Raw genomic sequence first — 21806 nt, forward strand, 5'->3', positions numbered from 1 at the left:
GATGTTCGATTCTGATCCGACCTCCGGGCCCGCCTCCGGTCCGGCCCGTCCGCATGCCCGCACCACCGTCGCACCGATCGTGCCAGCCGCGAGTCGGCGCGCGATTCCCGACGATGCCCGCGTCAGTCGCTGGATCGCTGCCGATGGCTGGAGCCTGAGGCGGTTCGACTGGCCGGCACCGAACCCGCGCGGACGTTTTCTCTTCCAGGCCGGTCGCGGCGACAGTTTCGAGAAATATCTCGAGACGATCGCGCATCTGCGCAGCGTCGGCTGGTCGGTGACCTCGCTCGACTGGCGCGGGCAGGGCGGGTCGGGGCGGCTGTCCCCCGACCCCTATGTCGGCCATGTCGACGACTTCGCGACCTACGATGCCGATCTCGCCGGCTTCTGGCAGCAGTGGCGCGGCGAAGGGGATAGCGGCATTCCGACAGCGATCCTTGGCCATTCGATGGGTGGGCTGATGGTGATGCGCGCGCTGACGGCGGGGACGATCGACCCGGCGGCGGCGATCCTCGTCGCACCGATGCTGGGACTGCGCTCTCCCCTCGGCGCGCGGCTGAGCGGCCGGATCGCGCGCTACATGGCGCGGCGTGCGCCGATCCGTGCGGCCTGGCGCCAGAACGAGCGGCCCGGCCCCGTCGCCTCGCGTCAGCGTCTGCTCACCCATGACGCCGACCGCTATCACGACGAACGCTGGTGGCACGAGGCGCAGCCCGACCTGCAGCTCGGTCCGCCGAGTTGGACTTGGCTGTCCGAAGCATTCGCCGGGTCCGCCGCGCTCGCCTGCGATCCGCGCGTCGAGACGATCGCGACGCCGGTGCTGATGCTGCTCGCGGATGCCGACAAGCTGGTCGATCCACATGCCGCGGTCCGGATCGTCGAGCGGCTGCGCGACGCGCGGCTGGTGCGGTTCGGGCCTGAATCGGCGCATGAGATCCTGCGCGAATCGGATGCCGTACGCGACCGCGCGCTGGCCGCGCTCGACGCGTTTCTCGACGACACGGTGCCGCGCCGATGAGCGTCTACGACGTCGCGATCGTCGGCGCGGGAATGGCCGGGGTCAGCCTCGCCGCGCTACTAGCGCCGCATGCGCGCGTGCTGCTGCTCGAGGCGGAGGATATGCCGGGCTACCACGCGACGGGGCGGTCCGCGGCCTTCTGGTCGGAAACCTATGGTGGCCCCGACATCCAGCCGCTGACGACCGCCTCGGGGCCGGTGCTCAGGGCCGGGGGGCATCTCCAGCCGCTGGGTTCGCTCCATATCGGCCGTGCGCAGGACGCGCCCGCGATCGACCGGTTCCTCGCCGAATTCGCCGACAGCGATGTGCAGCTCGACCGGGTCGATCCTGCGGCGTTCCTCCCCGGCCTTCGCCCCGACTGGACGCTCGGCGTGCATGAGCCGAGCTGCGCCTATATCGACGTCGCCGGGCTGCATGCGCACGACCTGGCGACCGCGCGGCGGGGCGGGGCGGATCTCGTGACCGGCGCCGCACTGCAGGCCGCCCAGCGCGACACGGGCCAGTGGAGCATCGAGACGCCCGCGGGGACGTTTCGCGCCGCGGTACTGGTCAATGCGGCGGGGGCCTGGGCCGATACCGTCGCGCAGCGCGCGGGCGTGGTACCAATCGGACTTCAGCCCTACCGGCGGACGATGGTCCAGTTGCGGACCGATCCTCCAGCCGCGGGGGGCATGCCGCATGTCGCCGACATTTCGGGCGGCTTCTATTTCAAGCCCGAGCCTGGCGGCCGGCTCTGGCTGAGCCCGCATGACGAGACGCCGACCGACCCTTGCGATGCCGCGCCCGAGGAGATCGACGTCGCGATCGCGATCGACCGGCTCGAACAGGCGGTCGACTGGCAAGTTACGCAGGTCGAACGCCGCTGGGCGGGTCTGCGAACCTTCGCGCCCGACCGGCTGCCGGTCTATGGTTTCGACCCGAGCGGACCCGGCTTCTTCTGGTGCGCGGGGCAGGGCGGCTTCGGCATCCAGACCGCACCGGCGGCGGCGCGTCTTGCGGCCGCGTTGCTGCGCGGGACGTCGCCTGATCCTGCGGTGGCGGGGATCGATCCGCACCGCTATTCGCCCCGTCGTTTCTAACGCCGCTTCGTGTCAACCTAGCGGCGGCCGGGCGTCCTCGCCGCAATCGCGGCGTTGCTGGCCAGCGTATCGGCGCGTTCGTTCTCGGGGTGGCCGGCATGGCCCTTGACCCATTGCCACTCGATCTTGTGCCGCGCGACCGCGGCGAGCAGCGCGTGCCACAGCTCGGCATTCTTCACCGGCTTCTTGTCCGCGGTCCTCCAGCCGTTGCGCTGCCAGCCCTTCACCCATTTGGTCAGGCCATCCATCACATATTTGCTGTCGGTATACAGCGTCACCGCGCAGGGCCGGGTGAGGATGTTGAGCGCCTCGATCGCCGCGGTCATCTCCATCCGGTTGTTGGTCGTCTGCGGCTCGCCGCCCGACAATTCCTTTTCATGCGTGCCCATCCGGATCACCGCGCCCCAGCCGCCCGGTCCCGGATTCCCCTTGCACGCGCCGTCGGTGTAGATCTCGACCTTGGTCATCGTTGTCGCGGTAGCGTCGTCGGTCATGCGAACCGGTCGTCCTTGAGATAGGCTTCGAGCCGCCGCCAATAGGCGAGCGGATCCTTGCGCGTCACCAGCGCGTCGGCCGGCGTGTTGACCCAGTCCCAGGCGCGCGTCAGCAGGAAGCGCAGGCAGGCGCCCTGCGCGAGGATCGGCAGCGCGGCGCGCTCCGCCTCGGACAGCGCGAACCGGCTTTCATAGCCCGCGATCAGCGCCGCGCCGATTGCGGGATCGTAACGCTCGCCGGTCGCGTCGAACGCCCAGGCGCTGTGCATCACTGCCAGGTCATAGGCGCGGATGTCAGTACAGGCGAAATAGAAGTCGATCACCCCGGTCACGCGGTCGCCGAGCATCAGGACATTGTCGGGGAACAGGTCCGTATGGATCGCCGCCACCGGCAGGTCGCGCGGCCACTGGGCCAGCACCCGCGCCAGCGCTGCCTCGATCCGCGCGAACAGCCCCGGTGCGATCGTATCGATCCCCGCGCCGCACCGCTCGAGCAGCGGGCGCCAGGTGTCGGCACCCAGCGGGTTGGCGCGGGTCGGTGCAAAGTCCGCCAGCCCGGCATGGAGCTGGCCCATCGCTGCGCCGGCCGCCCGTGCCTGTGCGGGGGTGGGGTGCGACACCGACACGCCGGTCAGGAACTCGATCAGACAGGCCGAGCGCCCGGCGAGCTGCTGGATCGCGAGACCGTCGCGATCGGGCAGCGCGCGCGGCACGGGATTGCCCGCCGCGGCCAGATGATCGAGCATCGCGAGGAAGAAGGGCAGATCGTCGGTCGACGTCCATTCCTCGTACAGCGTCAGGATGAACCGGTCCGCGGTGGTCTCGACAAGGTAGTTGCTGTTCTGCACCCCCTCGGCGATCCCCTTGGCAGAGACCAGCGCGCCCTGGTCGTACCGCGCGAGGAACGTTCCGAGCGCCTCGGCCGAGACCTGCGTATAGACCGCCATGCTAGGCGGCGGCTTCGAGCCCGCGGGGCAGCTTGAAGGCGATCGTCTCGCGCGTCGTCTCGACCTCGCGCTCGGACACCTCGAACCGCTCGGCGAGGCGCGTGACGAGTTCGCGGACGAGCAGCTCGGGCGCGGACGCACCTGCGGTGATGCCGAGCGTGCCGACCCCGGCGAGGAAATCCCAGTCGAGTTCGCTGGCGCGCTGGATCAGCATCGCGGGCGTGCCTTCGCGCTGCGCGACCTCGACCAGCCGCACCGAATTAGACGAATTCGGCGCGCCGATCACCAGCATCGCGTCGCACCCATGCGCGATCGCCTTGACCGCAGCCTGGCGGTTCGAGGTCGCGTAGCAGATGTCCTCGCCACGCGGCGGCAGCATCTCGGGGAAGCGTCGCTGCAGCGTCGCGACGACCGCCGCGGTGTCGTCGACCGACAACGTAGTCTGCGTCAGGAAGGCGAGATTGGCGGGGTCGATCGGCGCGAAGACTTCCGCATCCTCGACGGTTTCGATCAGCGACATCGCGCCCTCGGGCACCTGGCCGAAGGTGCCGATCACTTCGGGATGGCCGGCATGGCCGATGAACACGATGTGCCGCCCCTGCGCGACCAGCCGCTCGGCCTGGCGATGGACCTTCGAGACCAGCGGGCAGGTCGCATCGAGATATTCGAGCCCGCGCGCCTGCGCGTCGAGCGGCACCGATTTGGGAACGCCGTGCGCGGAGAACACCACCGGCGCATCGTCGGGCACCTCGCTCAGATCCTCGACGAACACCGCGCCCTGCGCCTTCAGCGTGTCGACGACGAACTTGTTGTGGACGATCTCGTGACGGACATAGACCGGCGCGCCGTGCTTCTCGATCGCCAGCTCGACGATGCGGATCGCGCGGTCGACGCCGGCGCAGAAGCCGCGCGGCGCCGCGATCAGTAGTTCGAGCGCGGGTTTGTCGCCGCGCACGGCCGGCTCAGCGGCCGAGGTTGCGGGGGTTGCGATGGGCTCTGGGGGGATGCTCATAGTCGTCGGGCTCTACGCGATTGCTTGCCTGGACGAAAGCCGGTTCCTATGGTGCGCGGTGACAGGGGCCGGTGCGGTTGCGCAGGCCCTTTCGCTCGTTCGAGAAGGTACGCGTCCCCGTGAAAGCCCCCATCCTTGCCGTTTCGATCCTCGCGCTCGCCCTAAGCGGTTGCGCTTCCAAGGGAGAGATCGACGCGACCGGCGGCATCTCCGCGATCCGCACCGCGTGCCCGACCGTGGCGGTGCCGGCCGCGACCGGCGACATCACCGTGTTCGACCCCGTCACCAGCCGCGACCAGTCGGCGATCGACGTCACCGCGCTGATGACCAATGTCCGTTCGACCTGCGTCGACGCGAACGACCCGATCCTGACGAACGTGACGTTCACCGTTCAGGCGCGGCGTGCGCGGGCCGATGCGGCGCGCGACGTCGTGCTGCCCTATTTCGTGACCGTGGTGCGCGGCGGCAGCGCGGTCGTCGCCAAGCGCGTCGGCCGTGTGACGCTGCACTTCGATGCCGGCCAGTTGCGGGCGGAGGCGAATGCCCAGGGCACCGCGACGATCACGCGCGCGGCGGCTACGCTGTCGGCAGACGTGCGCGAGAAGCTGACGCGCAAGCGCAAGGCAGGCGACGAGGATGCGGCGGTCGATCCGCTGAGCACGCCCGAGGTGCGGCAGGCGGTGCTGCGCGCCAGTTTCGAGACGCTGGTCGGGTTCCAGCTGACCGCCGACCAGCTGAAGTACAACGCGACCCGCTGAGTCGCCTTCTGAAACCGGGGCGGGCGTCCGGTGATAACGTGACAACCTTCCATGTCATCCCCGCGCAGGCGGGGATCCATATTGGCGACCGCCGATGACGGAGCGTTGACGGTGTAGTATATGGGTCCCCGCCTTCGCGGGGATGGCGACGGGTACGGGCGTCGTTCGGCTTGCAACTTGACGTCAGGCATGAATCTCACTCTCGCAGGGGCCCGATCGACCAAGCCCGATTGACTAAGATTGTGCGGCGCGGCACAGCTTGACGCGTCGATGCCGGGCAACCGGCATGGCACCGCGCGGGAGAGCGTTTCCTGGTCCTTTTAGGATCGGCCCTGAAAGGGGCAGGGGGCCGCCGAAGGAGCAACCACCCCGGAATCTCTCAGGCACCAGAGACCGCGCGGGGCTGATCGACACTCTGGAAAGCGTCCTGGCTCCGTGCCGAGGGCCACCGAAGGGGTAAGCCGCCAATCAGGCGGTGAAAGCTCTCAGGTTCCGTGACAGAGGGGGTCGGATCGCAGCACCACAAGGTGCCGCGCGCCCCTTCGACGGAGACCGACATGAGCGACGCCGACATTCGAGACTATGCGAGCATCATCGACGAGGCCGACGATTACGTCGAGCCCGAGGTGCTGCCATTGCTGCTCGACGCGTGGCACCGCGCGAACGGCGCACGGATGGTCGAATTCGCCGGCTATCAGATGCCGATCCAGTATGACGGCATCATGGCCGAACACGCCTGGACGCGCGAGTCGGCCGGCCTGTTCGACGTCAGCCACATGGGCCAACTCGTCTTCTCGGGCGAAGGCGTCGCGAGCGCGCTCGAAACCGTGCTGCCGGGCGACATCGCAGGGCTCGGCGAGGGCAAGATGCGCTATTCGCTGCTGCTCGCGCAGGATGGCGGCATCCTCGACGACCTGATGGCAACGCGGCTGCCCGACGATCAGCCCTCGCCCTTCTCGGCGCAGGACGTCGAGCCCGAGGCGTACGACCCGCTCCACCCGTCGCCGACCGCGAGCGGCAGCTTCTACGTCGTCGTCAACGGCGCGACCAAATATGACGATGTCAGCTATCTGATCGAGCATCTGCCCGACGACGTCACGATCAACATCCTCGAGGATCAGGCGCTGCTCGCGGTGCAGGGCCCCAAGGCGGTTGACGCGGTCGCGCGGATCGTCCCCGGGATCGACGGCCTCGTGTTCATGACCGCGGGCGCGTTCCACTGGAACGACGTGCCGCTCTGGATCAGCCGATCGGGCTATACCGGCGAGGACGGCGTCGAGATCTCGCTCCCCGCCGAGCATGCCGTCGCGTTCGCCGACGCGCTGCTCGCACTGCCCGAGATCAAGCCGATCGGCCTTGGCGCGCGCGATTCGCTGCGTCTCGAAGCCGGTTTGCCGCTCTACGGCCACGATCTCGATCCCGAGACCACGCCGGTCATGGCAGACCTCGGTTTCGCGCTGTCCAAGCGCCGCCGTGAGGCCGCCGACTTCCCCGGCGCCCAGCGTATCATTTCCCAGCGCGAGAACGGCCCCGCCACCAAGCGCGTCGGCCTGATCGTCGAGGGCCGCCAGCCCGCACGCGAGGGGTCCGAGGTGATCGACGACACCGGCGCGACGATCGGCCGACTCACCAGCGGCGGGTTCGCGCCGACGCTCGGGAAGCCGATCGCGATGGCCTATGTGCCGCTCGCGCTGGCGACGCCGGGCACCCGCATCGAGATCGCACAGCGCGGCAAGGTCCATAGCGCGACCGTCACCGCAATGCCCTTCATTCCCCACCGCTACGTCCGCGCAGGAGCCAAGTGATATGAGCCGTTATTTTACGCAGGATCATGAGTGGGTCGATGTCGACGGTGACGTCGGCACCGTCGGCATCAGCGAGTACGCGCAGAGCCAGCTCGGCGACGTCGTGTTCGTCGAGGTTCCCGAGGCCGGCAAGCAGCTGACCAAGGGCGCCGATGCCGCAGTCGTCGAATCGGTCAAGGCCGCCTCGGACGTCTATTCGCCGGTGTCGGGCATTGTCATCGAGGGCAACGCCGCGCTCGCCGACGATTCGAGCCTGGTGAATTCGGACGCCGAAGCCGCCGGCTGGTTCTTCAAGCTGACGCTCAGCGATCCGAGCGAGCTCGACAGCCTGATGGACGAAGCTGCCTACGCGGCGTTCGTCGAAGGGCTTTAATTCGTCAAAGCCCCTCCCCTTCAGGGGAGGGGTTGGGGTGGGGCAGTGCGACAGACGCGTCGCCTGTGGAAACGCCCCACCCCCAACCCCTCCCCTGAAGGGGAGGGGCAAGGAGAGTTCCATGCGCTACCTTCCCCTGACCCAGCCCGACCGCGAGGCGATGCTCGCCGTCATCGGTGCAGCGACGATCGACGACCTCTTCGTTGACGTACCCGAAGCCGCCCGCCTCGACGGCCCCGTCCGCGACCTGCCGATGCACGCCTCCGAAATGGCGGTCGAACGCCATATGTCGGCGCTCGCCAAGAAGAATCTCACCGCGGGGGAGGCCCCGTTCTTCCTCGGCTGCGGCGCGTACAAGCATCACGTTCCCGCCAGCGTCGATCACCTGATCCAGCGCGGCGAGTTCCTGACCGCCTACACGCCTTACCAACCCGAGATCGCGCAGGGCACGCTGCAGATGCTGTTCGAGTTCCAGACGCAGGTCGCGCGTCTGCTCGGCACCGACGTTGCCAACGCGTCGATGTACGACGGCTCGACCGCATGCTGGGAAGCGATCGTGATGGCGCGGCGTATCACCAAGCGCGGCAAGGCGATCCTGTCGGCGGGGCTGCACCCGCATTACGTGTCGGTGTCAAACACGATGGCCAGGTTCACCGGCGACGTGCTCGATACGACCGACCCGCGGCTGGTACCCGAGATGGACATCGACCGGCTGATCGCGAAGATCGACGACGATACGTCGTGCGTGGTCGTCCAGTATCCCGACATCCTCGGCCGCATCGCCGATCTGCGTCCGCTCGCGGATGCTTGCCATGCCAAGAAGGCGTTGTTGATCGCGGTCGTCACGGAGCCCGTCGCGCTCGGCGCGATCACCTCGCCCGGCGAGATGGACGCGGACATCGTCGTCGGCGAAGGCCAGTCGCTCGGCGTCGGCCTCCAGTTCGGCGGGCCCTATGTCGGGCTGTTCGGGTGCAAGGACAAATATGTCCGCCAGATGCCCGGCCGGTTGTGCGGCGAAACCGTCGACGCCGATGGCCGTCGCGGGTTCGTGCTGACTCTGTCGACGCGCGAGCAGCATATTCGCCGTGAAAAGGCGACGTCGAACATCTGCACCAACTCGGGGCTGTGCGCGCTGGCTTTCTCGATCCACATGACGTTGCTGGGTGAAGCGGGACTGCGAGAGCTGGCCGAGATCAACCATGCGGGTGCCGTGGCCGCCGCCGAGCGCCTGTCGCAGATCCCCGGCGTCGAGTTGATCAACGATAGCTTCTTCAACGAATTCACGCTGAAGCTGCCCGTCGAGGCGCGCCCCGTTGTCCGCACGCTTGCCGATCGCGGCATCCTTGCGGGCGTCTCGCTCGGGCGGCTCTATCCGAGCAAGCACGATCTTGCGAACGGCCTCGTCGTCGCCGTGACCGAAACGACCACCGCGGAGGACGTCGAAACGCTTGCGTCCGCACTATCCACCGTACTTGGGGAGATACTGGCATGAGCATCAACCAGAGCGGCTGGCGCCCGACCGCGCCCGAGCAGGGCAAGGGCAACGTCCCCGCCAGCGTCACCGGCAACAAGGCGCTGATGCTCGAGGAAGCGCTGATCTTCGAGATCGGCGACAGCCACACTACCGGCGTCGACTTCGCGACCGCGCCCGCACGTGCGACGACCAGCAAGCTCGGCCCGCTGGCACGCAAGGCCCCGATCGGCCTCCCCGGTCTTTCGGAACCCGAGACCGTCCGCCATTACACGCGCCTGTCGCGCCAGAATTACGGCATCGATCTCGGCTTTTTTCCGCTCGGCAGTTGCACGATGAAGCACAATCCGCGCCTCAACGAGAAGATGGCGCGGTTGCCCGGGTTTTCCGACGTCCACCCGCTCCAGCCGGTCGACACGGTGCAGGGCGCGCTCGAGGTCATCCATCAGCTCGCGCACTGGCTCGTTACGCTCACCGGCATGACCAGCGTCGCGATGAGTCCGAAGGCCGGCGCGCACGGCGAACTCTGCGGGATCCTCGCGATCCGCGCTGCGCTAGAAGCCAAGGGTGAAGGGCACCGCAAGGTCATCCTCGTCCCCGAGAGCGCGCACGGCACCAACCCCGCGACCGCCGCGTTCGCCGGCTATGGCGTCGAGGATATCCCAGCCACCGCCGAAGGCCGCGTCGACACCGAAGCGCTGAAGGCCCGCCTCGGCCCCGACGTCGCGGGCGTGATGATCACCAACCCCAACACCTGCGGCCTGTTCGAGCGCGACATGCGCGAGATTTCGGACGCGGTGCATGCGGCCGGCGGCTTCGTCTATTGCGACGGCGCGAACTTCAACGCGATCGTCGGTCGCGTTCGCCCGGGCGATCTCGGCATCGATGCGATGCACATCAACCTTCACAAGACCTTCTCGACCCCGCATGGCGGCGGCGGTCCGGGCTCGGGTCCGGTGGTGTTCTCGGCGGCGCTCACGCCCTATGCCCCGCTGCCCTTCGTCGAAAAGCAGGGCGAGACCTTCGTCCTCGTCGAGGAGGAAACCGCAGGCGAACACCATGCCGGCAGCTTTGGCCGCATGGTCGCGTTCCACGGCCAGATGGGCATGTTCACGCGCGCGCTGACCTACATCCTCAGCCACGGCGCCGACGGTCTGCGCCAGGTGTCGGAGGATGCGGTGCTCAACGCGAACTACATCCTGCGCAGCCTCGACGACACGCTCGACGCGCCGTTCGGCCCATCGGGTCCGTGCATGCACGAGGCGCTGTTCTCCGACTCGGGGCTCGCCGAGGGCTTCTCGACGATCGACGTCGCCAAGGGGCTGATCGACGAGGGCTTCCACCCGATGACGATGTACTTCCCGCTCGTCGTCCACGGCGCGATGCTGGTCGAGCCGACCGAGACCGAGTCGAAGGCGGCGCTCGACCAGTTCATCGCCGCGCTGCGCTCGGTCGCCGAACGCGCCAAGGCGGGCGACCCCAGCCTCAAGACCGCGCCGCACTTCGCCCCCCGCGCGCGCCTCGACGAGACGCTCGCGGCGCGCAAGCCCGTGCTGGTCTGGAAGGATCCCGTGCCGCTTGCGCAGGCGGCGGAGTAGGCCCCGAGCCAGCGACACCCCGGCTTTCCGAAACATGGCGGAGACGGAGCGCGCCCTACGCGCTCCGTCATCCCATCCGCTCCCGTCATCCTGACGAAAGTCAGGACCCAGGGTAACCGAGCGATACCGGTCGTGGCTCTGGATCCTGACTTTCGTCAGGATGACGGAGATCACGTCAGTTCAGGCGATCGCGCGATCGGTTTCGTCCTGCCGGCGGACATGTTCGCGCCAGACGATGTAGAGGCCGCTCGCGACGATGACGGGGGCGCCGAACCAGGTCGCCTCGGCGGGCAGCGTGTCGAACACCAGCCAGCCGAGCAATGTCGCCCATAACAGGCTCGAATAATCCATCGGCACCACCACCGACACCGGCCCGAGCCGCAACGAGGTCGTCATCGCGATCTGCGCGAGGCCGCCGAAGACCCCGACGCTCGCAAGGCAGGCCCAGGTCACGAGATCATGCGACTCCGCTGCGCGCGCGTAGATCACCGACAGCGGCACCAGCGACAGCGCGGAGAACCAGAACACCGTCGTCAGCGCGCTCTCGGTCTTGCCGATCTGCCGGAGCAGGATCGACACGCTTGCCGTCCCGAACGCGCCCGCCAGCGCACAGCCCGCACCCCATAACGGAAAATGATCGCCGCTACCGGGCTGCGCGACGATCAGCACGCCCGCAAACCCCGCCGCCACCGCCGCCCAGCGATGCCAGCCGGTCGGCTCGCGCAGCACCAGCGCGCCAAGGATCGTGGCGAAGATCGGCACGGTGAAGCCGATCGTCGTCGCCTCCGCCAGCGGCAGCGCGACGATCCCGTTGAACGTGAACGCCATCGCCGACAGCCCGACGACCGCGCGGATGATGTGCGCGGGCAGCCGCTTCGTCGCGATCGAGGGGAGGCCGGGTCCGGCGGTGATGACGGCCGACACCAGCAGGCACGCGCCGAACTGGCGGAAGAACAGGATCTCCGACACGCTCGCGCCGTGGCGTTCGGCCAGCTTGATCGCGGTGTTCATCAGCGCGAAGATCACGACCGACAGCAACCGCATACCGATGGCGGGAAGGATGCGGTCTGAAGGCATTGCCTGCACCTACGCAAACCGCGCCCGCGATCCCACCCTCAAACCGCCGTCATCCTGACGAAAGTCAGGACTCAGAGCCAAGGAGGGCGCGAGTGGTACCCTGGGTCCTGACTTTCGTCAGGATGACGGCGGAGCGTGGGATCCACGCCGCAACGCATAGTGACGAACCCAGTCGCAGCCGCTATCCGCGACGCCATGATAAAGCGCGCACTCCCCGTCACCCGCGAGGCGGATTTCTCCGCCTGGTACCAGGCCGTCATCACCGAGGCCGATCTCGCCGAGGAATCCGGCGTCCGCGGCTGCATGGTCATCCGCCCCTGGGGCTATGGCATCTGGGAGCGGATCCAGCGTCTGCTCGACGACCGGATTAAGGCGACGGGGCATGAGAATTGCTATTTCCCGCTCTTCATCCCGCTCTCCTATTTCGAGAAGGAGGCCGAGCATGTCGACGGATTCGCCAAGGAAATGGCGGTCGTCACGCATCACCGGTTGAAGGCGGATGGCTATGGCCGGCTCGTGCCCGATCCCGACGCCAAGCTCGAAGAGCCGCTGGTCGTGCGCCCCACGTCAGAGATGGTCATCGGCGCCGCGTTCGCGCGCTGGGTCCAGTCGTGGCGCGACCTGCCCGTGCTGATCAACCAATGGGCCAATGTCGTCCGCTGGGAAATGCGCACGCGCATGTTCCTGCGCACCAGCGAGTTCCTCTGGCAGGAGGGGCACACCGCGCACGCGACCGTCGACGAGGCGCGCGACGAGACGCTCAAGATGCTCGAAGTCTACCGCGACTTCGCCGAAGAGTGCCTCGGCCTCCACGTGATCGCGGGCGAGAAGCCCGAGAATGAGCGCTTCCCGGGCGCGGTCGCGACCTATTCGATCGAGGCGATGATGCAGGACGGGAAGGCGCTCCAGGCGGGCACGTCGCATTTCCTCGGCACCAATTTCGCCTCGGCGCAGAACATCCGCTTCCAGAACGCAGCCGGCGAGTTCGAGCTGGCCAACACCACCAGTTGGGGCGTGTCGACGCGGATGATCGGTGGCGTCATCATGGTTCACGGCGACGACGACGGCCTGCGCGTGCCGCCGATGATCGCGCCGTGGCAGGTGGTGATCGTGCCGATGCTCCGCGACAATCCCGACGACGCGGCGATCGTCGATTATTGCAAGTCGCTTCAGGCCGAACTCGCCAAGCAGTCCGCGCTCGGCGAGCCGGTCCGCGCGCTGCTCGATCTGAAACCCGCCAAGGCGGCGACCAAGCGCTGGGGCTGGGTGAAGAAGGGTGCACCGATCGTGATCGAGGTCGGCGGCCGCGACATGGCGGGCGGCAACGTCTCGGTCATCCGCCGCGACCGTCTCTACCGCGAGGACGGCAAGCTCGACAGCGTCGCGACCCCGCGCGATGCCTTTGTCGAAGCGGTGTCGGGCATGCTGGCGGACGTGCAGGGGGCGTTGCACGTCGAGTCGATGGAGCGGCTGCGCGCCAACATCGTGCCGATCGACGACTTTGCGGCGCTCGAGACTCACTTTGCCGACGGCGTGAAGAACCCGGGCTGGGTCGATGTGCGCTGGGCGAAGCCGACGGGCGCGGCGCTCGACTCGGTGGTCGAGCGGTTGAAGGCGCTCAAGCTGACGATCCGCAACGCGCCGATCGGCCAGACCGGATGCGACGATGGCGCCTGCATCTTCACCGGTCAGCCTGCGGTCGAGCGGATCCTGATCGCCCGCGCCTATTGATCCTCCGGGACGCCCTCGTGAACCACGACGGCGTTCTCGCGCTTTTCGGGACGGATATAGATCGAGGCGAGCATGGGCACCGCAGCGCGGAGCTCGCCTTCCATCGCCTCGATCATCGTCTCTCCTTCGCCCATCGTCAGCGTGTCGACGAAGTCCGCGCTGATCGCGGCGAAGATGCTGTCGGGTGCGGTGTGGATCGTCCGGACATGGTTCACCGCGGCGATTCCAGGGTGCGCTGCGACGATGCCGCGAATCGTCGCGATCACGGCGGAGTCCGCACGCTCGCCGATCAGCAGCCCCTTCGATTCGCGTGCCAGGATCACCGCGACGAGCGCGAGGATCAGGCCGATCAGGATCGACGCGACGCCGTCGATCCGGGGGTCGGCAAAGGCGTGGCTGGCCCAGATGCCGAGCCCGGCGATCAGCAGCCCGGCCAGCGCCGCCGAATCCTCGAACAGGACGATGAAGCCTGCCGGGTCCTTCGAGCGGTGGATCGCGGTCCACCAGCCCGAATCCCCCTTGGACTTGGCGAATTCGCGAACTGCGATCGTCCAGCTGGTACCCTCGAGCAGAACCGCGACGCCCAGAACGATATAGGCGATGAGAGGGTCGGACAGCGGCTCGGGCCGCAGCATGTGCCGATACCCTTCATAGATCGACACGCCCGCGCCCACCGCGAAGATCAGGATCGCGACGACGAACGCCCAGAAATAGAGCTCGCGGCCATAGCCGAACGGGTGGGCGGCATCCGCCGGCTGCTTCGCCTGCGATTGCCCGTACAGCAGCAGGATCTGATTGCCGCTGTCGACCAGCGAATGGACACCCTCGGTCAGCATCGACGACGAGCCGGTCAGCCCCGCGGCGACGAACTTTGCGACGGCGATGCCGAGATTGGCGGCAAGTGCGCCGTAAAGGACGATATCGTCCTTGATCTTGTTGAGAATTCCATCGGCCATACCGCCTCCTAGGCGAGGACGGCGGCGTCGGCCAGACGCGGAAAAGCCCATCGATGCCTGTGCACCAATGGGCCCTTTTCCTCCCCAGGAAATCGCTCGGTCCGACGTGCGCGCCTGTTGGCGAAATGCCCGTCGAACGGTGTCGGTCAGCCGAGCCGGCCGAGTCGGTGATACAGCGCGCTGAGGCGGCTCAATTTGACGTCGTCGACCGAGACCTTGGTGATCAATTCGCCAATCGCTTCCTTGAGCAATTCGAAATCTGCGGTCGAGAAAACGGCGCGGGCGCGCATTGGTTCGGTCGTCATGCCCATCTCCTTCATGGCGAATGTGTCTCCCCGTTTACAAACTCGAGCAACCGGGGCGGCGATGACATCATAAAGCCTGAGGTTTGCGGGGTTTGGAAGCGTGAGCGACAGCCTGGCCGGGTTGTGCTGTCGTTGCGCGTTGCGCGGACCCTGTCTCTCTGTAACTATCGTGACAAGGACGGGGAGGTGGAATGGCCGAGCGCAAACTACTGGCAGGGCACGCGGTCAGGCGGCTGCGACGCGGGGCCGGACTGACCCAGGCCGCGATGGCGGAGATGCTTTCGATCAGCCCGAGCTACCTCAATCTGGTCGAGCGCAACCAGCGGCCGATTTCCGCAACGCTATTGATCAAACTGGCGGAAAGCTTCGATTTCGATCCGCGGACCCTGGCAGCGGCCGAACCGGGCGGCGGTTCGGAGGCGATCCGCCGTCGTCTGGCGCACCCCATGTTCGCCGACCTGGCGATCGACCGCAACGAGGTCGAGGAATGGCTGGCCAGCGCGCCCGGTGGTGCCGAGGCCTTTGCGCGTGTGTTCGACCGAATGGGGGAGGGGGATGGTGCGATCGCGCCATCCGACGACCCGGTCGCACTGGTGCGCCGCGAGATCGAGCGGTGGCGGAATCACTTTGCCGATCTCGACGCCGCCGCCGAAGCGCTGGCGGACGAGCTGCGGCTGGGTGCCGGCGACCTTTACGGGGCGATCACCGAGCGTCTGCGCGCCAAACACGGCATCACGATCCGCGTCCTGCCCGCCGACGTGCTGCCCGACACGCTGCGGCGGCTCGATCTCCATGCCCGCCAGCTGCAACTGAGCGAAGTGCTCGACCCCGCATCACGGACGTTCGCGGTAGCGTTCCAGCTTGGCCAGATAGAGGCGCAGGCGGAGGTCGATGCGCTGGCCAAGGCCGCGGGCTTCACCGACCGCGCTGCCGAACGGCTCTATCGGCGCCATCTGCTGAGCTATTTCGCGGCGGCGGTGATGATGCCCTATGCGCGGTTCCTGCGCGGGTGCGAGGCGACCGGCTACGATATCGAGCTGCTGCAGCGTCGGTTCGGCGCAGGGTTCGAGCAGGTCGCGCACCGGCTGACGACGTTGCAGCGGGTGGGCGCGCGGGGGCTTCCCTTCTTCATGATCCGGATCGACCGCGCCGGGCAGGCGTCGAAGCGCTATCCCGGCGCGAGCGGCGCGGCACTGGTCGAGGCCGAGGGCCGGTGTCCGCTGTGGCAACTCCATCACGCGTTCGATCGTCCGGGGGACCTGGTGGTGCAGCTGGTCGAGATGGAGGATGGCGCGCGCTGGCTGACGATGGCGCGGACGGTGCGTCCCCAGGGGCGTCGCTTCGGGGCGGTGCGCGCCGAGTTCGCGATCGGACTAGGGGTCGAGGCGGCGCTCGCGCGCGGGCTGGTCGCTGCGAGCGGTATCGATCTGACGGGCGCGGCCATGCCGATCGGCATCGGCTGTCGCGGATGCTTCCGCGCGGATTGCCCGCAGCGTTCCGCAGCCCCCGCAGGCCGCGCATTGATCGTCAACGAACGCGAGCGTCGCACCTCGGCCCTGACGTTCGTCGGCGACTGAATGGCCGATACGGCTGGACGCGCCAGGAATGCGACAGGACGCATGTGATGCGACGAAAATCCGCGTCGGCGATGCGTCCGAATTCGCCGCCGACCGTTCATAGCGGGTTCGCGCCTCACGCGTCCCGACCTGCCTCAGGCGGACCGATCGTGAGCCGACCCTGAATTTGTGTATGGGGTTTCCATTGTTCGCACCGCCATTGATCAGACGCCCCGCTGCGGGGATCGTTCTGATTGTCGAAGATCATCTGCTTGTTCAAATTACCGCAACGGCGCGGATCGAGGATGCCGGAATGTCGACGCTCGTCGCCGACGATGCGGACGAGGCCATGGCGATCCTCACGTCGCGTGACGATGTCGCGGCGGTCTTTACCGATATCGACATGCCGGGCTCGATGGACGGGCTGGCCCTCGCCGCGATCATTCGCCGGCGCTGGCCGCGGATCCAGGTCGTCGTCACGTCCGGCCAGCGGCCGAGCAAAGCCGCAGGTCTGCCCGACGGCGTCGCTTTTTTTCAGAAGCCCTACGACTATTCGAACCTGGTGAACCATTTCCGCTGAGGCATAGACCGCGCCCGGTCACCCGGGCGCGGGACGGATCATGCGCCCGCCAGCGTCAGCGCCGAAAGCTGCGCATCCGAAAGCTCGAGCGTCATCGCGGGCAGAAGATCCTCGATCTGACGTGCGCTGGTAGCACTCGCGATCGGTGCGGTAATCCCGGGCTGTGCCAGGAGCCACGCGAGCGCAACCTGCGCGTGGCTGGCGCCCGTGTCCGAGACGACCGCATCCATCGCGTCGAGGACTGCCTTCCCCTTTCCGTCGAGGAGGTCGCGCATGCCACCGCCGCGAACGCTTGCGCCCAGATCGTCGGGCGTGCGGTATTTGCCGGTAAGGAAGCCCGATGCGAGACCGTAATAGGGAAGAACGCCAATATTTTCGGTCACGCAGTAATCCTGCAATTCGCCTTCGAACTTGTCGCGGCTGACGAGATTATATTCGGGCTGGAGGACATGATAGCGCGGCAGGTCGCTGGCCTTTGCGGCGTCCACCGCGGATTTCAGGCGTGCGGCGTGGAAGTTCGACGCACCAATCACGCGCACCTTTCCGGCATCGACGAGTTTGCCGAACGCCTCGAGGACAGCCTCCTGCGATACCGTGTCGTCATCCTGATGCGCATAATAGAGATCGATGCGATCCGTGCCGAGACGCTTGAGCGATGCTTCGGCCGCTGCCGCGATGCGCGCCGGCTGGAGCTTTTCGCCACCTTCACCCGGCAACATACCGACCTTGGTCGCGATCAGCACGTCGTCACGTTTGCCGCTCGTCCGCAGCCAGTCGCCGATCATCGTTTCGGATTCGCCACCCTCATGACCGTCCACCCATGACGAATACATGTCGGCAGTGTCGATCATCGTCCCGCCACCCGCGACGAACGCATCGAGGACCGCAAAGCTGGCGGTCTTGTCCGCTGTCCATCCGAACACATTCCCCCCGAGAACTAGGGGGGCGATCTTGAGATCGGTCGAGCCAAGGCGGCGATTCATCATTGGGGCTGGTCGCTTTGCGAAGGGGAGTGGGACGGTATCGTGCCGTCAGCGGTCGAGTTACCAACAGGGGGCGGGCCGTCGGGGCGCATGCTGTTCGCGTCGAGCATGGTCGCGGCATCGTTGAGTTGCGCTGCCTCGTCCCGCGTGACCGCGCCGGGTTGTTCCGGAGTCGGGGAACAGGCGCCCAGCAGGACCAGAGACAGAACCGCCCCGAGCCGGCCGCCAGACGCGAATCCCGTCGATAGTCCGCGTCCCGACCAGACAGGCCGGGAGCGTAGGACCATCGACCGGATCGCGGTCGGACGACGCGGTGCGGGGCGATCCGTGACGGGGATTAGTCCTTGATCGCGTTGCCGGCGCGGGTCAGTGCGTTACCCGTGGCGTCTGCTGCGCGGTCGGCGCTGTTGTTGATCGCAGCACCCGCACGGTCTGCATTGGCCTCTGCGCGCTCGCCAGCGCGGTCGGCGCTGGCGTCAAGGCGGTCAGCGGCGTTGTCCATGCGCGCACCGGCATTGTCGAGCGACGCCTCAGCCGAGCCGAGCGCACGATCACTGGCGGCATCGACATCGGCAACCGCGTTCTGGGTTGTCGCGCTTGCGTCCGCCGCGATGGCGTTCGCGGCTTCCGCGGTCTCGTTCTGCGCATTGTTGCTGCACGCTGCGAGGCCGGCCGTCAGGACCAGCGCGGGGATCAGAAACTTCTTCATGAATAACACTCCCATCATCAAATTCAGCGTCGATCCGGACGGACCTGACGCTTGTGAGCCGGACGCTTTCCAGTTCATCGCGTGTTCGAACGCCGGCCAAGCGTTTCCGATCCGTCGAGGTCGGGCCGACCCTGAGGCCAGCATTACTCCAGCGACACGCTACGGCCTGCGTTGACCTCATATAAAGAATTCTTTATATGACTGCCCATGACGATGGCGCTCGAAATCTTCCGTGCGATGGCGGATGCGACCCGATTGCGTATTCTCGCGCTTCTGCGTCGCATGGAGCTGTCGGTTGGCGAACTCGCGCAGGTGCTCGGACAGAGCCAGCCGCGCGTGTCGCGCCATGTGAAGATCCTGTGCGATGCCGGTCTGGCGGAGCGTCGCAAGGAGGGCAGCTGGGTATTCGTCGGCGTGGGGCGCAGCGATGTCGTCGATCCGGTCGCTGCCGCTCTCGATAGCTGGGCCAAGGCTGAACCCGATCACTGGGCGGTTGCCGACGCGGCGCGGCTTGCTGCGGTGCGCGCCGATCGAGCGGCGAGCGCGGCGGCGTGGTTCGAGGGGCATGCCGACGAATGGGATGCGATCCGTTCGCTGCACGTCGCCGAAAGCGAGGTCGAGGCGGCGATGGCGGCGATGCTCGGCGATGCGCGGGTCGGTACGCTGATCGACATCGGCACGGGGACGGGTCGGATGCTCGAGCTGTTCGGTGGACATGCCCGACTGGCGCTGGGGATCGATCGCAGTTCGGAGATGCTGCGTCTGGCGCGCGCCAAGCTCCACGACATGGCGCATGCCGAATTGCGGCAGGCGGATCTGTACGCGCTGCCGCTCGACGACGGGGCGGCGGACGTCGCTATCCTGCATCACGTGCTCCATTTCGCGCAGCAGCCAGGCGCCGCGGTCCGCGAGGCGGCACGCGTGCTGGCGCCGGGCGGGCGGTTGCTGATCGCGGATTTCGCGAGCCACGACCGCGAGGAATTGCGGTTGAGCGATGCGCATACGCGTCTCGGCTTTGCCGACGATCAGATGACGGCTTGGTTCGACGCGGCCGGTTTGCAGACCGCGCGGGTCGAGACGCTCGAGGGCGGTGAGCTGACGGTGAAATTATGGCTCGGCCGCAGGATTGGCTTGAGTTTGCGTGAGGTGAAGGCGGCATGACGACAATCACTATTCCCCAACTGGCCGAGGCGCGTCGTGCGCTCGAAGAACCGCTCTTTGCCGACCTCGCGGGCGATGTGGGGATCAGCTTCGAGTTCTTTCCGCCCAAGAGCGACAAGATGGACGCCCAGCTGTGGGATGCGATCCGCACGCTCGAGCCGCTCGGTCCCGATTTCGTGTCGGTGACCTATGGCGCGGGCGGGTCGACGCGCGAGCGGACGCACGCGACCGTCGCGCGAATCCAGCGCGAGACGTCGATGAACGCCGCCGCGCACCTGACATGCGTCGAGGCGACCAAGGCCGAGATCGATCAGGTTGCCGAGGAATATTGGGCGGCCGGCGTACGGCACATCGTCGCGCTGCGCGGCGACATGCCGACGCTGGGTCAGCCCTATCAGGCGCATCCCGGCGGGTATGAGAATGCGGCCGCGCTGGTCGCCGGACTGGCACGGCTGCATCCGTTCGAGATTTCGGTCGCGGCCTATCCCGAATGCCACCCCGAATCCGGCGGGCATGACGTCGATCTCGACAACCTGAAGCGCAAGCTCGACGCAGGCGCGACGCGGGCGATCACGCAGTTCTTCTTCTCGCCCGAAGCCTATTTCCGGTTCCGCGACCGGGTCGCCGCAGCGGGAATCACCGCGCAGATCCTGCCCGGTATCCTCCCGGTCTCGAACGTCGCGCAGACGCGCAAGTTCGCGAGCGCTTGCGGGGCGGAGATCCCGGCCTGGATGGACCGGCTGTTCGAGGGGCTCGACGATCATCCGGCGGCCCGACAGCTGGTCGCGGCGACGATCGCAGCCGAGATGTGCCGACGGCTCTATGCGGGGGGCGTGAAGGATTTTCACTTCTACACACTCAACCGCGCCGAACTCGCCTATGCTATCTGTCACATGCTCGGCGTCCGCGCGAAGCCGAGCGAAAAGGTCGCCGCGGCATAATTCATCACCCCTCCCGCAGCCGGGAGGGGCCCGGGGGTGGGCTCGCGTTCGCCCCCAACGATACCGCCCGAGGATAGCGGGCGCCCACCCCCGACCCCTTCCGCTTGCGGGAGGGGGGAGTCCAATCGATGACACCACGTGAACGTTTCAACGCGGAAGCCGCCAAGCGCATCCTGATCACCGACGGCGCGTTCGGCACCGAGATCCAGAACTGGAAGCTCGACGAGGCGGCCTATGCGGGCGACCTCGGGCTCAGCCACGACCAGAAGGGCAACAACGACATTCTGGCGATTACCAGGCCGGACGTACCCCAGACGATCACGCGCGAATATCTCGACGCGGGGTCGGATATCGTCTCGACCAATACGTTCAGCGCGAACGTGATTTCGCAGGCGGACTACGGCGCCGAGCATCTGGTCCGCGCGATCAACGTCGAAAGCGCGAAGATCGCACGGGCGCTCGCGACCGAATATGAGGCCAAGGACGGCCGGCCGCGGTTCGTGGCGGGTGCGATCGGGCCGACCAACAAGACGCTGTCGCTGTCCCCTGACGTCAACGATCCGGGCTATCGCGAGATCGACTTCGATTATCTGAAGGGCGTCTACCGCGAACAGATCGATGCGCTGCTCGAAGGCGGCGAGGGGGTCGGGGTCGACTTCATCCTGATCGAGACGGTGTTCGATACGCTCAACGCCAAGGCCGGAATCATGGCCGCGATCGAGGCGGGCGACGATCTCGGGCGCGACGTGCCGATCATGTTGTCGATGACGCTGACCGATCTGTCGGGCCGCAACCTGTCGGGGCACACGGTCGAGGCGTTCTGGCACGCGGTGCGCCATGCCAAGCCGATCACGATCGGGCTCAACTGCTCGTTCGGTGCGGAGCAGCTGCGGCCGCATGTGAAGACCCTGTCCGGCATCGCCGACACGCTGATCATGATCTACCCGAACGCCGGGCTGCCCAACGAACTCGGCGAATATGACGAGATGCCGGCGACGACCGCCGGGCTGGTCGGCGAATGGGCGGTGGCCAAGCAGGTCAACGTGCTCGGCGGCTGCTGCGGCTCGACGCCTGCGCATATCAAGGCGATGGCGGACGGCGTGCGCGGGCTGGAACCGCGGGCGGTCTCGCGGCCGGAGGTGCGGACCAAGCTTGCCGGGCTCGAACCGTTCACGATGGCGGCCTGACTTTCTCCCCCTCCCGCAGGCGGGAGGGGGCAGGGGGTGGGCTCGCGCTCTCCCCCAACGACCAG

At 67.2% G+C, this 21806-nt stretch carries 21 protein-coding genes and 2 riboswitches; of the genes, 13 read left to right on the plus strand and 8 right to left on the minus strand.

The features are described 5' to 3' along the window. Position 1: 1 nt before the first annotated feature. Together IFT71_RS13720 and IFT71_RS13725 are read left to right on the plus strand one after the other, a co-directional pair. Complete coding sequence (locus tag IFT71_RS13720) at positions 2-1018, plus strand: alpha/beta fold hydrolase (RefSeq protein ID WP_192141550.1); 1017 nt, start codon at positions 2-4, stop codon at positions 1016-1018. After that, positions 1015-2097 carry an NAD(P)/FAD-dependent oxidoreductase gene (locus IFT71_RS13725; RefSeq protein WP_192141552.1) on the plus strand — a complete coding sequence of 361 codons (1083 nt, stop codon included), beginning with the start codon at positions 1015-1017 and terminating at the stop codon, positions 2095-2097. The genes IFT71_RS13720 and IFT71_RS13725 overlap by 4 nt, the downstream gene beginning before the upstream one ends. Positions 2098-2114: 17 nt before the next feature. On the opposite strand, the gene rnhA is transcribed toward IFT71_RS13725, so the two are convergent. From rnhA to ispH, 3 genes are read right to left on the minus strand one after another with little or no spacing between them, the layout of a single operon-like run. Next, entirely contained in the window at positions 2115-2591 is a 477-nt protein-coding gene (rnhA, locus tag IFT71_RS13730; protein ID WP_244654934.1) for a ribonuclease HI, read from the minus strand. Then, positions 2588-3538: a homoserine kinase gene (thrB, locus tag IFT71_RS13735; protein ID WP_192141554.1), complete on the minus strand. Its 951-nt coding sequence runs from the start codon at positions 3536-3538 to the stop codon at positions 2588-2590. Before thrB ends, rnhA begins: the two co-directional genes overlap by 4 nt. Before the next feature lies 1 nt (position 3539). Then, the gene (gene ispH, locus IFT71_RS13740; RefSeq protein ID WP_031395013.1) at positions 3540-4493 is read right to left on the minus strand and encodes a 4-hydroxy-3-methylbut-2-enyl diphosphate reductase; all 954 of its coding nucleotides are present in this window, start codon (positions 4491-4493) and stop codon (positions 3540-3542) included. A 176-nt stretch (positions 4494-4669) separates the two neighbouring features. On the opposite strand from ispH, the gene IFT71_RS13745 reads away from it, so the two are divergent. From IFT71_RS13745 to gcvPB, 5 genes are all read left to right on the plus strand, one after another. Then, on the plus strand, positions 4670-5308 hold the full coding sequence (locus tag IFT71_RS13745; protein WP_235188438.1) for a hypothetical protein: 639 nt from the start codon (positions 4670-4672) through the stop codon (positions 5306-5308). A 287-nt stretch (positions 5309-5595) separates the two neighbouring features. After that, positions 5596-5714: riboswitch (glycine riboswitch) on the plus strand. Position 5715: 1 nt separating this feature from the next. Beyond that, a riboswitch (glycine riboswitch) is annotated at positions 5716-5819 on the plus strand. A 46-nt stretch (positions 5820-5865) separates the two neighbouring features. Beyond that, positions 5866-7113 carry a glycine cleavage system aminomethyltransferase GcvT gene (gene gcvT, locus IFT71_RS13750; protein WP_192141558.1) on the plus strand — a complete coding sequence of 416 codons (1248 nt, stop codon included), beginning with the start codon at positions 5866-5868 and terminating at the stop codon, positions 7111-7113. A gap of 1 nt (position 7114) precedes the next feature. Then, positions 7115-7486, plus strand: coding sequence for a glycine cleavage system protein GcvH (gene gcvH, locus IFT71_RS13755; RefSeq protein WP_192097604.1), 372 nt, complete (start codon positions 7115-7117; stop codon positions 7484-7486). Positions 7487-7607: 121 nt separating this feature from the next. Further along, on the plus strand, positions 7608-8978 hold the full coding sequence (gene gcvPA / locus IFT71_RS13760; protein ID WP_192141560.1) for an aminomethyl-transferring glycine dehydrogenase subunit GcvPA: 1371 nt from the start codon (positions 7608-7610) through the stop codon (positions 8976-8978). Beyond that, positions 8975-10555 (plus strand): aminomethyl-transferring glycine dehydrogenase subunit GcvPB, encoded by a 1581-nt coding sequence (gene gcvPB / locus IFT71_RS13765; protein ID WP_192008437.1) that lies wholly within the window; start codon positions 8975-8977, stop codon positions 10553-10555. The genes gcvPA and gcvPB overlap by 4 nt, the downstream gene beginning before the upstream one ends. A 180-nt stretch (positions 10556-10735) precedes the next feature. On the opposite strand, the gene IFT71_RS13770 is transcribed toward gcvPB, so the two are convergent. Next, positions 10736-11632: a DMT family transporter gene (locus IFT71_RS13770; protein WP_192141562.1), complete on the minus strand. Its 897-nt coding sequence runs from the start codon at positions 11630-11632 to the stop codon at positions 10736-10738. 195 nt (positions 11633-11827) lie between these two features. On the opposite strand from IFT71_RS13770, the gene IFT71_RS13775 reads away from it, so the two are divergent. Beyond that, positions 11828-13363 (plus strand): aminoacyl--tRNA ligase-related protein, encoded by a 1536-nt coding sequence (locus IFT71_RS13775; RefSeq protein WP_056675348.1) that lies wholly within the window; start codon positions 11828-11830, stop codon positions 13361-13363. Here the strand turns inward: IFT71_RS13775 and IFT71_RS13780 are convergent. After that, on the minus strand, positions 13357-14319 hold the full coding sequence (locus tag IFT71_RS13780) for a cation diffusion facilitator family transporter (protein WP_192141564.1): 963 nt from the start codon (positions 14317-14319) through the stop codon (positions 13357-13359). The genes IFT71_RS13775 and IFT71_RS13780 overlap by 7 nt on opposite strands. A gap of 146 nt (positions 14320-14465) precedes the next feature. Then, positions 14466-14624: a hypothetical protein gene (locus IFT71_RS13785; RefSeq protein ID WP_166746134.1), complete on the minus strand. Its 159-nt coding sequence runs from the start codon at positions 14622-14624 to the stop codon at positions 14466-14468. A 191-nt stretch (positions 14625-14815) separates the two neighbouring features. Between IFT71_RS13785 and IFT71_RS13790 the strand changes: the two genes are divergently transcribed. Together IFT71_RS13790 and IFT71_RS13795 are read left to right on the plus strand one after the other, a co-directional pair. Continuing rightward, the gene (locus IFT71_RS13790; RefSeq protein WP_192141566.1) at positions 14816-16201 is read left to right on the plus strand and encodes a helix-turn-helix domain-containing protein; all 1386 of its coding nucleotides are present in this window, start codon (positions 14816-14818) and stop codon (positions 16199-16201) included. Positions 16202-16373: 172 nt separating this feature from the next. Then, positions 16374-16760 carry a response regulator gene (locus tag IFT71_RS13795; protein WP_192141568.1) on the plus strand — a complete coding sequence of 129 codons (387 nt, stop codon included), beginning with the start codon at positions 16374-16376 and terminating at the stop codon, positions 16758-16760. Between the two features lie 38 nt (positions 16761-16798). Here the strand turns inward: IFT71_RS13795 and IFT71_RS13800 are convergent, their stop codons facing one another. Both IFT71_RS13800 and IFT71_RS13805 read right to left on the minus strand, forming a co-directional pair. After that, positions 16799-17746 carry an aldo/keto reductase gene (locus IFT71_RS13800; protein WP_192141570.1) on the minus strand — a complete coding sequence of 316 codons (948 nt, stop codon included), beginning with the start codon at positions 17744-17746 and terminating at the stop codon, positions 16799-16801. Positions 17747-18080: 334 nt separating this feature from the next. After that, on the minus strand, positions 18081-18452 hold the full coding sequence (locus IFT71_RS13805; protein WP_031396521.1) for a hypothetical protein: 372 nt from the start codon (positions 18450-18452) through the stop codon (positions 18081-18083). Between the two features lie 207 nt (positions 18453-18659). On the opposite strand from IFT71_RS13805, the gene IFT71_RS13810 reads away from it, so the two are divergent. From IFT71_RS13810 to IFT71_RS13820, 3 genes are all read left to right on the plus strand, one after another. Further along, on the plus strand, positions 18660-19613 hold the full coding sequence (locus tag IFT71_RS13810) for an ArsR/SmtB family transcription factor (RefSeq protein ID WP_031441608.1): 954 nt from the start codon (positions 18660-18662) through the stop codon (positions 19611-19613). Next, positions 19610-20554: a methylenetetrahydrofolate reductase [NAD(P)H] gene (gene metF / locus IFT71_RS13815; RefSeq protein WP_107045344.1), complete on the plus strand. Its 945-nt coding sequence runs from the start codon at positions 19610-19612 to the stop codon at positions 20552-20554. Before IFT71_RS13810 ends, metF begins: the two co-directional genes overlap by 4 nt. A gap of 128 nt (positions 20555-20682) precedes the next feature. After that, positions 20683-21741, plus strand: coding sequence for a homocysteine S-methyltransferase family protein (locus IFT71_RS13820; RefSeq protein ID WP_192141572.1), 1059 nt, complete (start codon positions 20683-20685; stop codon positions 21739-21741). The last annotated feature ends 65 nt before the right edge of the window (positions 21742-21806 follow it).

The organism is Sphingomonas sp. CFBP 13733 (assembly GCF_014841795.1).
GTDB classification, from domain to species: domain Bacteria; phylum Pseudomonadota; class Alphaproteobacteria; order Sphingomonadales; family Sphingomonadaceae; genus Sphingomonas; species Sphingomonas aerolata.

Coding starts and splice junctions, on each gene's coding strand:
- IFT71_RS13720 (WP_192141550.1), top strand. CDS start 2: ATGTTCGATTCTGATCCGACCTCCGGGCCCGCCTCCGGTCCGGCCCGT.
- IFT71_RS13725 (WP_192141552.1), top strand. CDS start 1,015: ATGAGCGTCTACGACGTCGCGATCGTCGGCGCGGGAATGGCCGGGGTC.
- rnhA (WP_244654934.1), bottom strand. CDS start 2,591: ATGACCGACGACGCTACCGCGACAACGATGACCAAGGTCGAGATCTAC.
- thrB (WP_192141554.1), bottom strand. CDS start 3,538: ATGGCGGTCTATACGCAGGTCTCGGCCGAGGCGCTCGGAACGTTCCTC.
- gcvT (WP_192141558.1), top strand. CDS start 5,866: ATGAGCGACGCCGACATTCGAGACTATGCGAGCATCATCGACGAGGCC.
- gcvH (WP_192097604.1), top strand. CDS start 7,115: ATGAGCCGTTATTTTACGCAGGATCATGAGTGGGTCGATGTCGACGGT.
- gcvPA (WP_192141560.1), top strand. CDS start 7,608: ATGCGCTACCTTCCCCTGACCCAGCCCGACCGCGAGGCGATGCTCGCC.
- gcvPB (WP_192008437.1), top strand. CDS start 8,975: ATGAGCATCAACCAGAGCGGCTGGCGCCCGACCGCGCCCGAGCAGGGC.
- IFT71_RS13770 (WP_192141562.1), bottom strand. CDS start 11,632: ATGCCTTCAGACCGCATCCTTCCCGCCATCGGTATGCGGTTGCTGTCG.
- IFT71_RS13775 (WP_056675348.1), top strand. CDS start 11,828: ATGATAAAGCGCGCACTCCCCGTCACCCGCGAGGCGGATTTCTCCGCC.
- IFT71_RS13780 (WP_192141564.1), bottom strand. CDS start 14,319: ATGGCCGATGGAATTCTCAACAAGATCAAGGACGATATCGTCCTTTAC.
- IFT71_RS13785 (WP_166746134.1), bottom strand. CDS start 14,624: ATGACGACCGAACCAATGCGCGCCCGCGCCGTTTTCTCGACCGCAGAT.
- IFT71_RS13790 (WP_192141566.1), top strand. CDS start 14,816: ATGGCCGAGCGCAAACTACTGGCAGGGCACGCGGTCAGGCGGCTGCGA.
- IFT71_RS13795 (WP_192141568.1), top strand. CDS start 16,374: ATGGGGTTTCCATTGTTCGCACCGCCATTGATCAGACGCCCCGCTGCG.
- IFT71_RS13800 (WP_192141570.1), bottom strand. CDS start 17,746: ATGATGAATCGCCGCCTTGGCTCGACCGATCTCAAGATCGCCCCCCTA.
- IFT71_RS13805 (WP_031396521.1), bottom strand. CDS start 18,452: ATGAAGAAGTTTCTGATCCCCGCGCTGGTCCTGACGGCCGGCCTCGCA.
- IFT71_RS13810 (WP_031441608.1), top strand. CDS start 18,660: ATGACGATGGCGCTCGAAATCTTCCGTGCGATGGCGGATGCGACCCGA.
- metF (WP_107045344.1), top strand. CDS start 19,610: ATGACGACAATCACTATTCCCCAACTGGCCGAGGCGCGTCGTGCGCTC.
- IFT71_RS13820 (WP_192141572.1), top strand. CDS start 20,683: ATGACACCACGTGAACGTTTCAACGCGGAAGCCGCCAAGCGCATCCTG.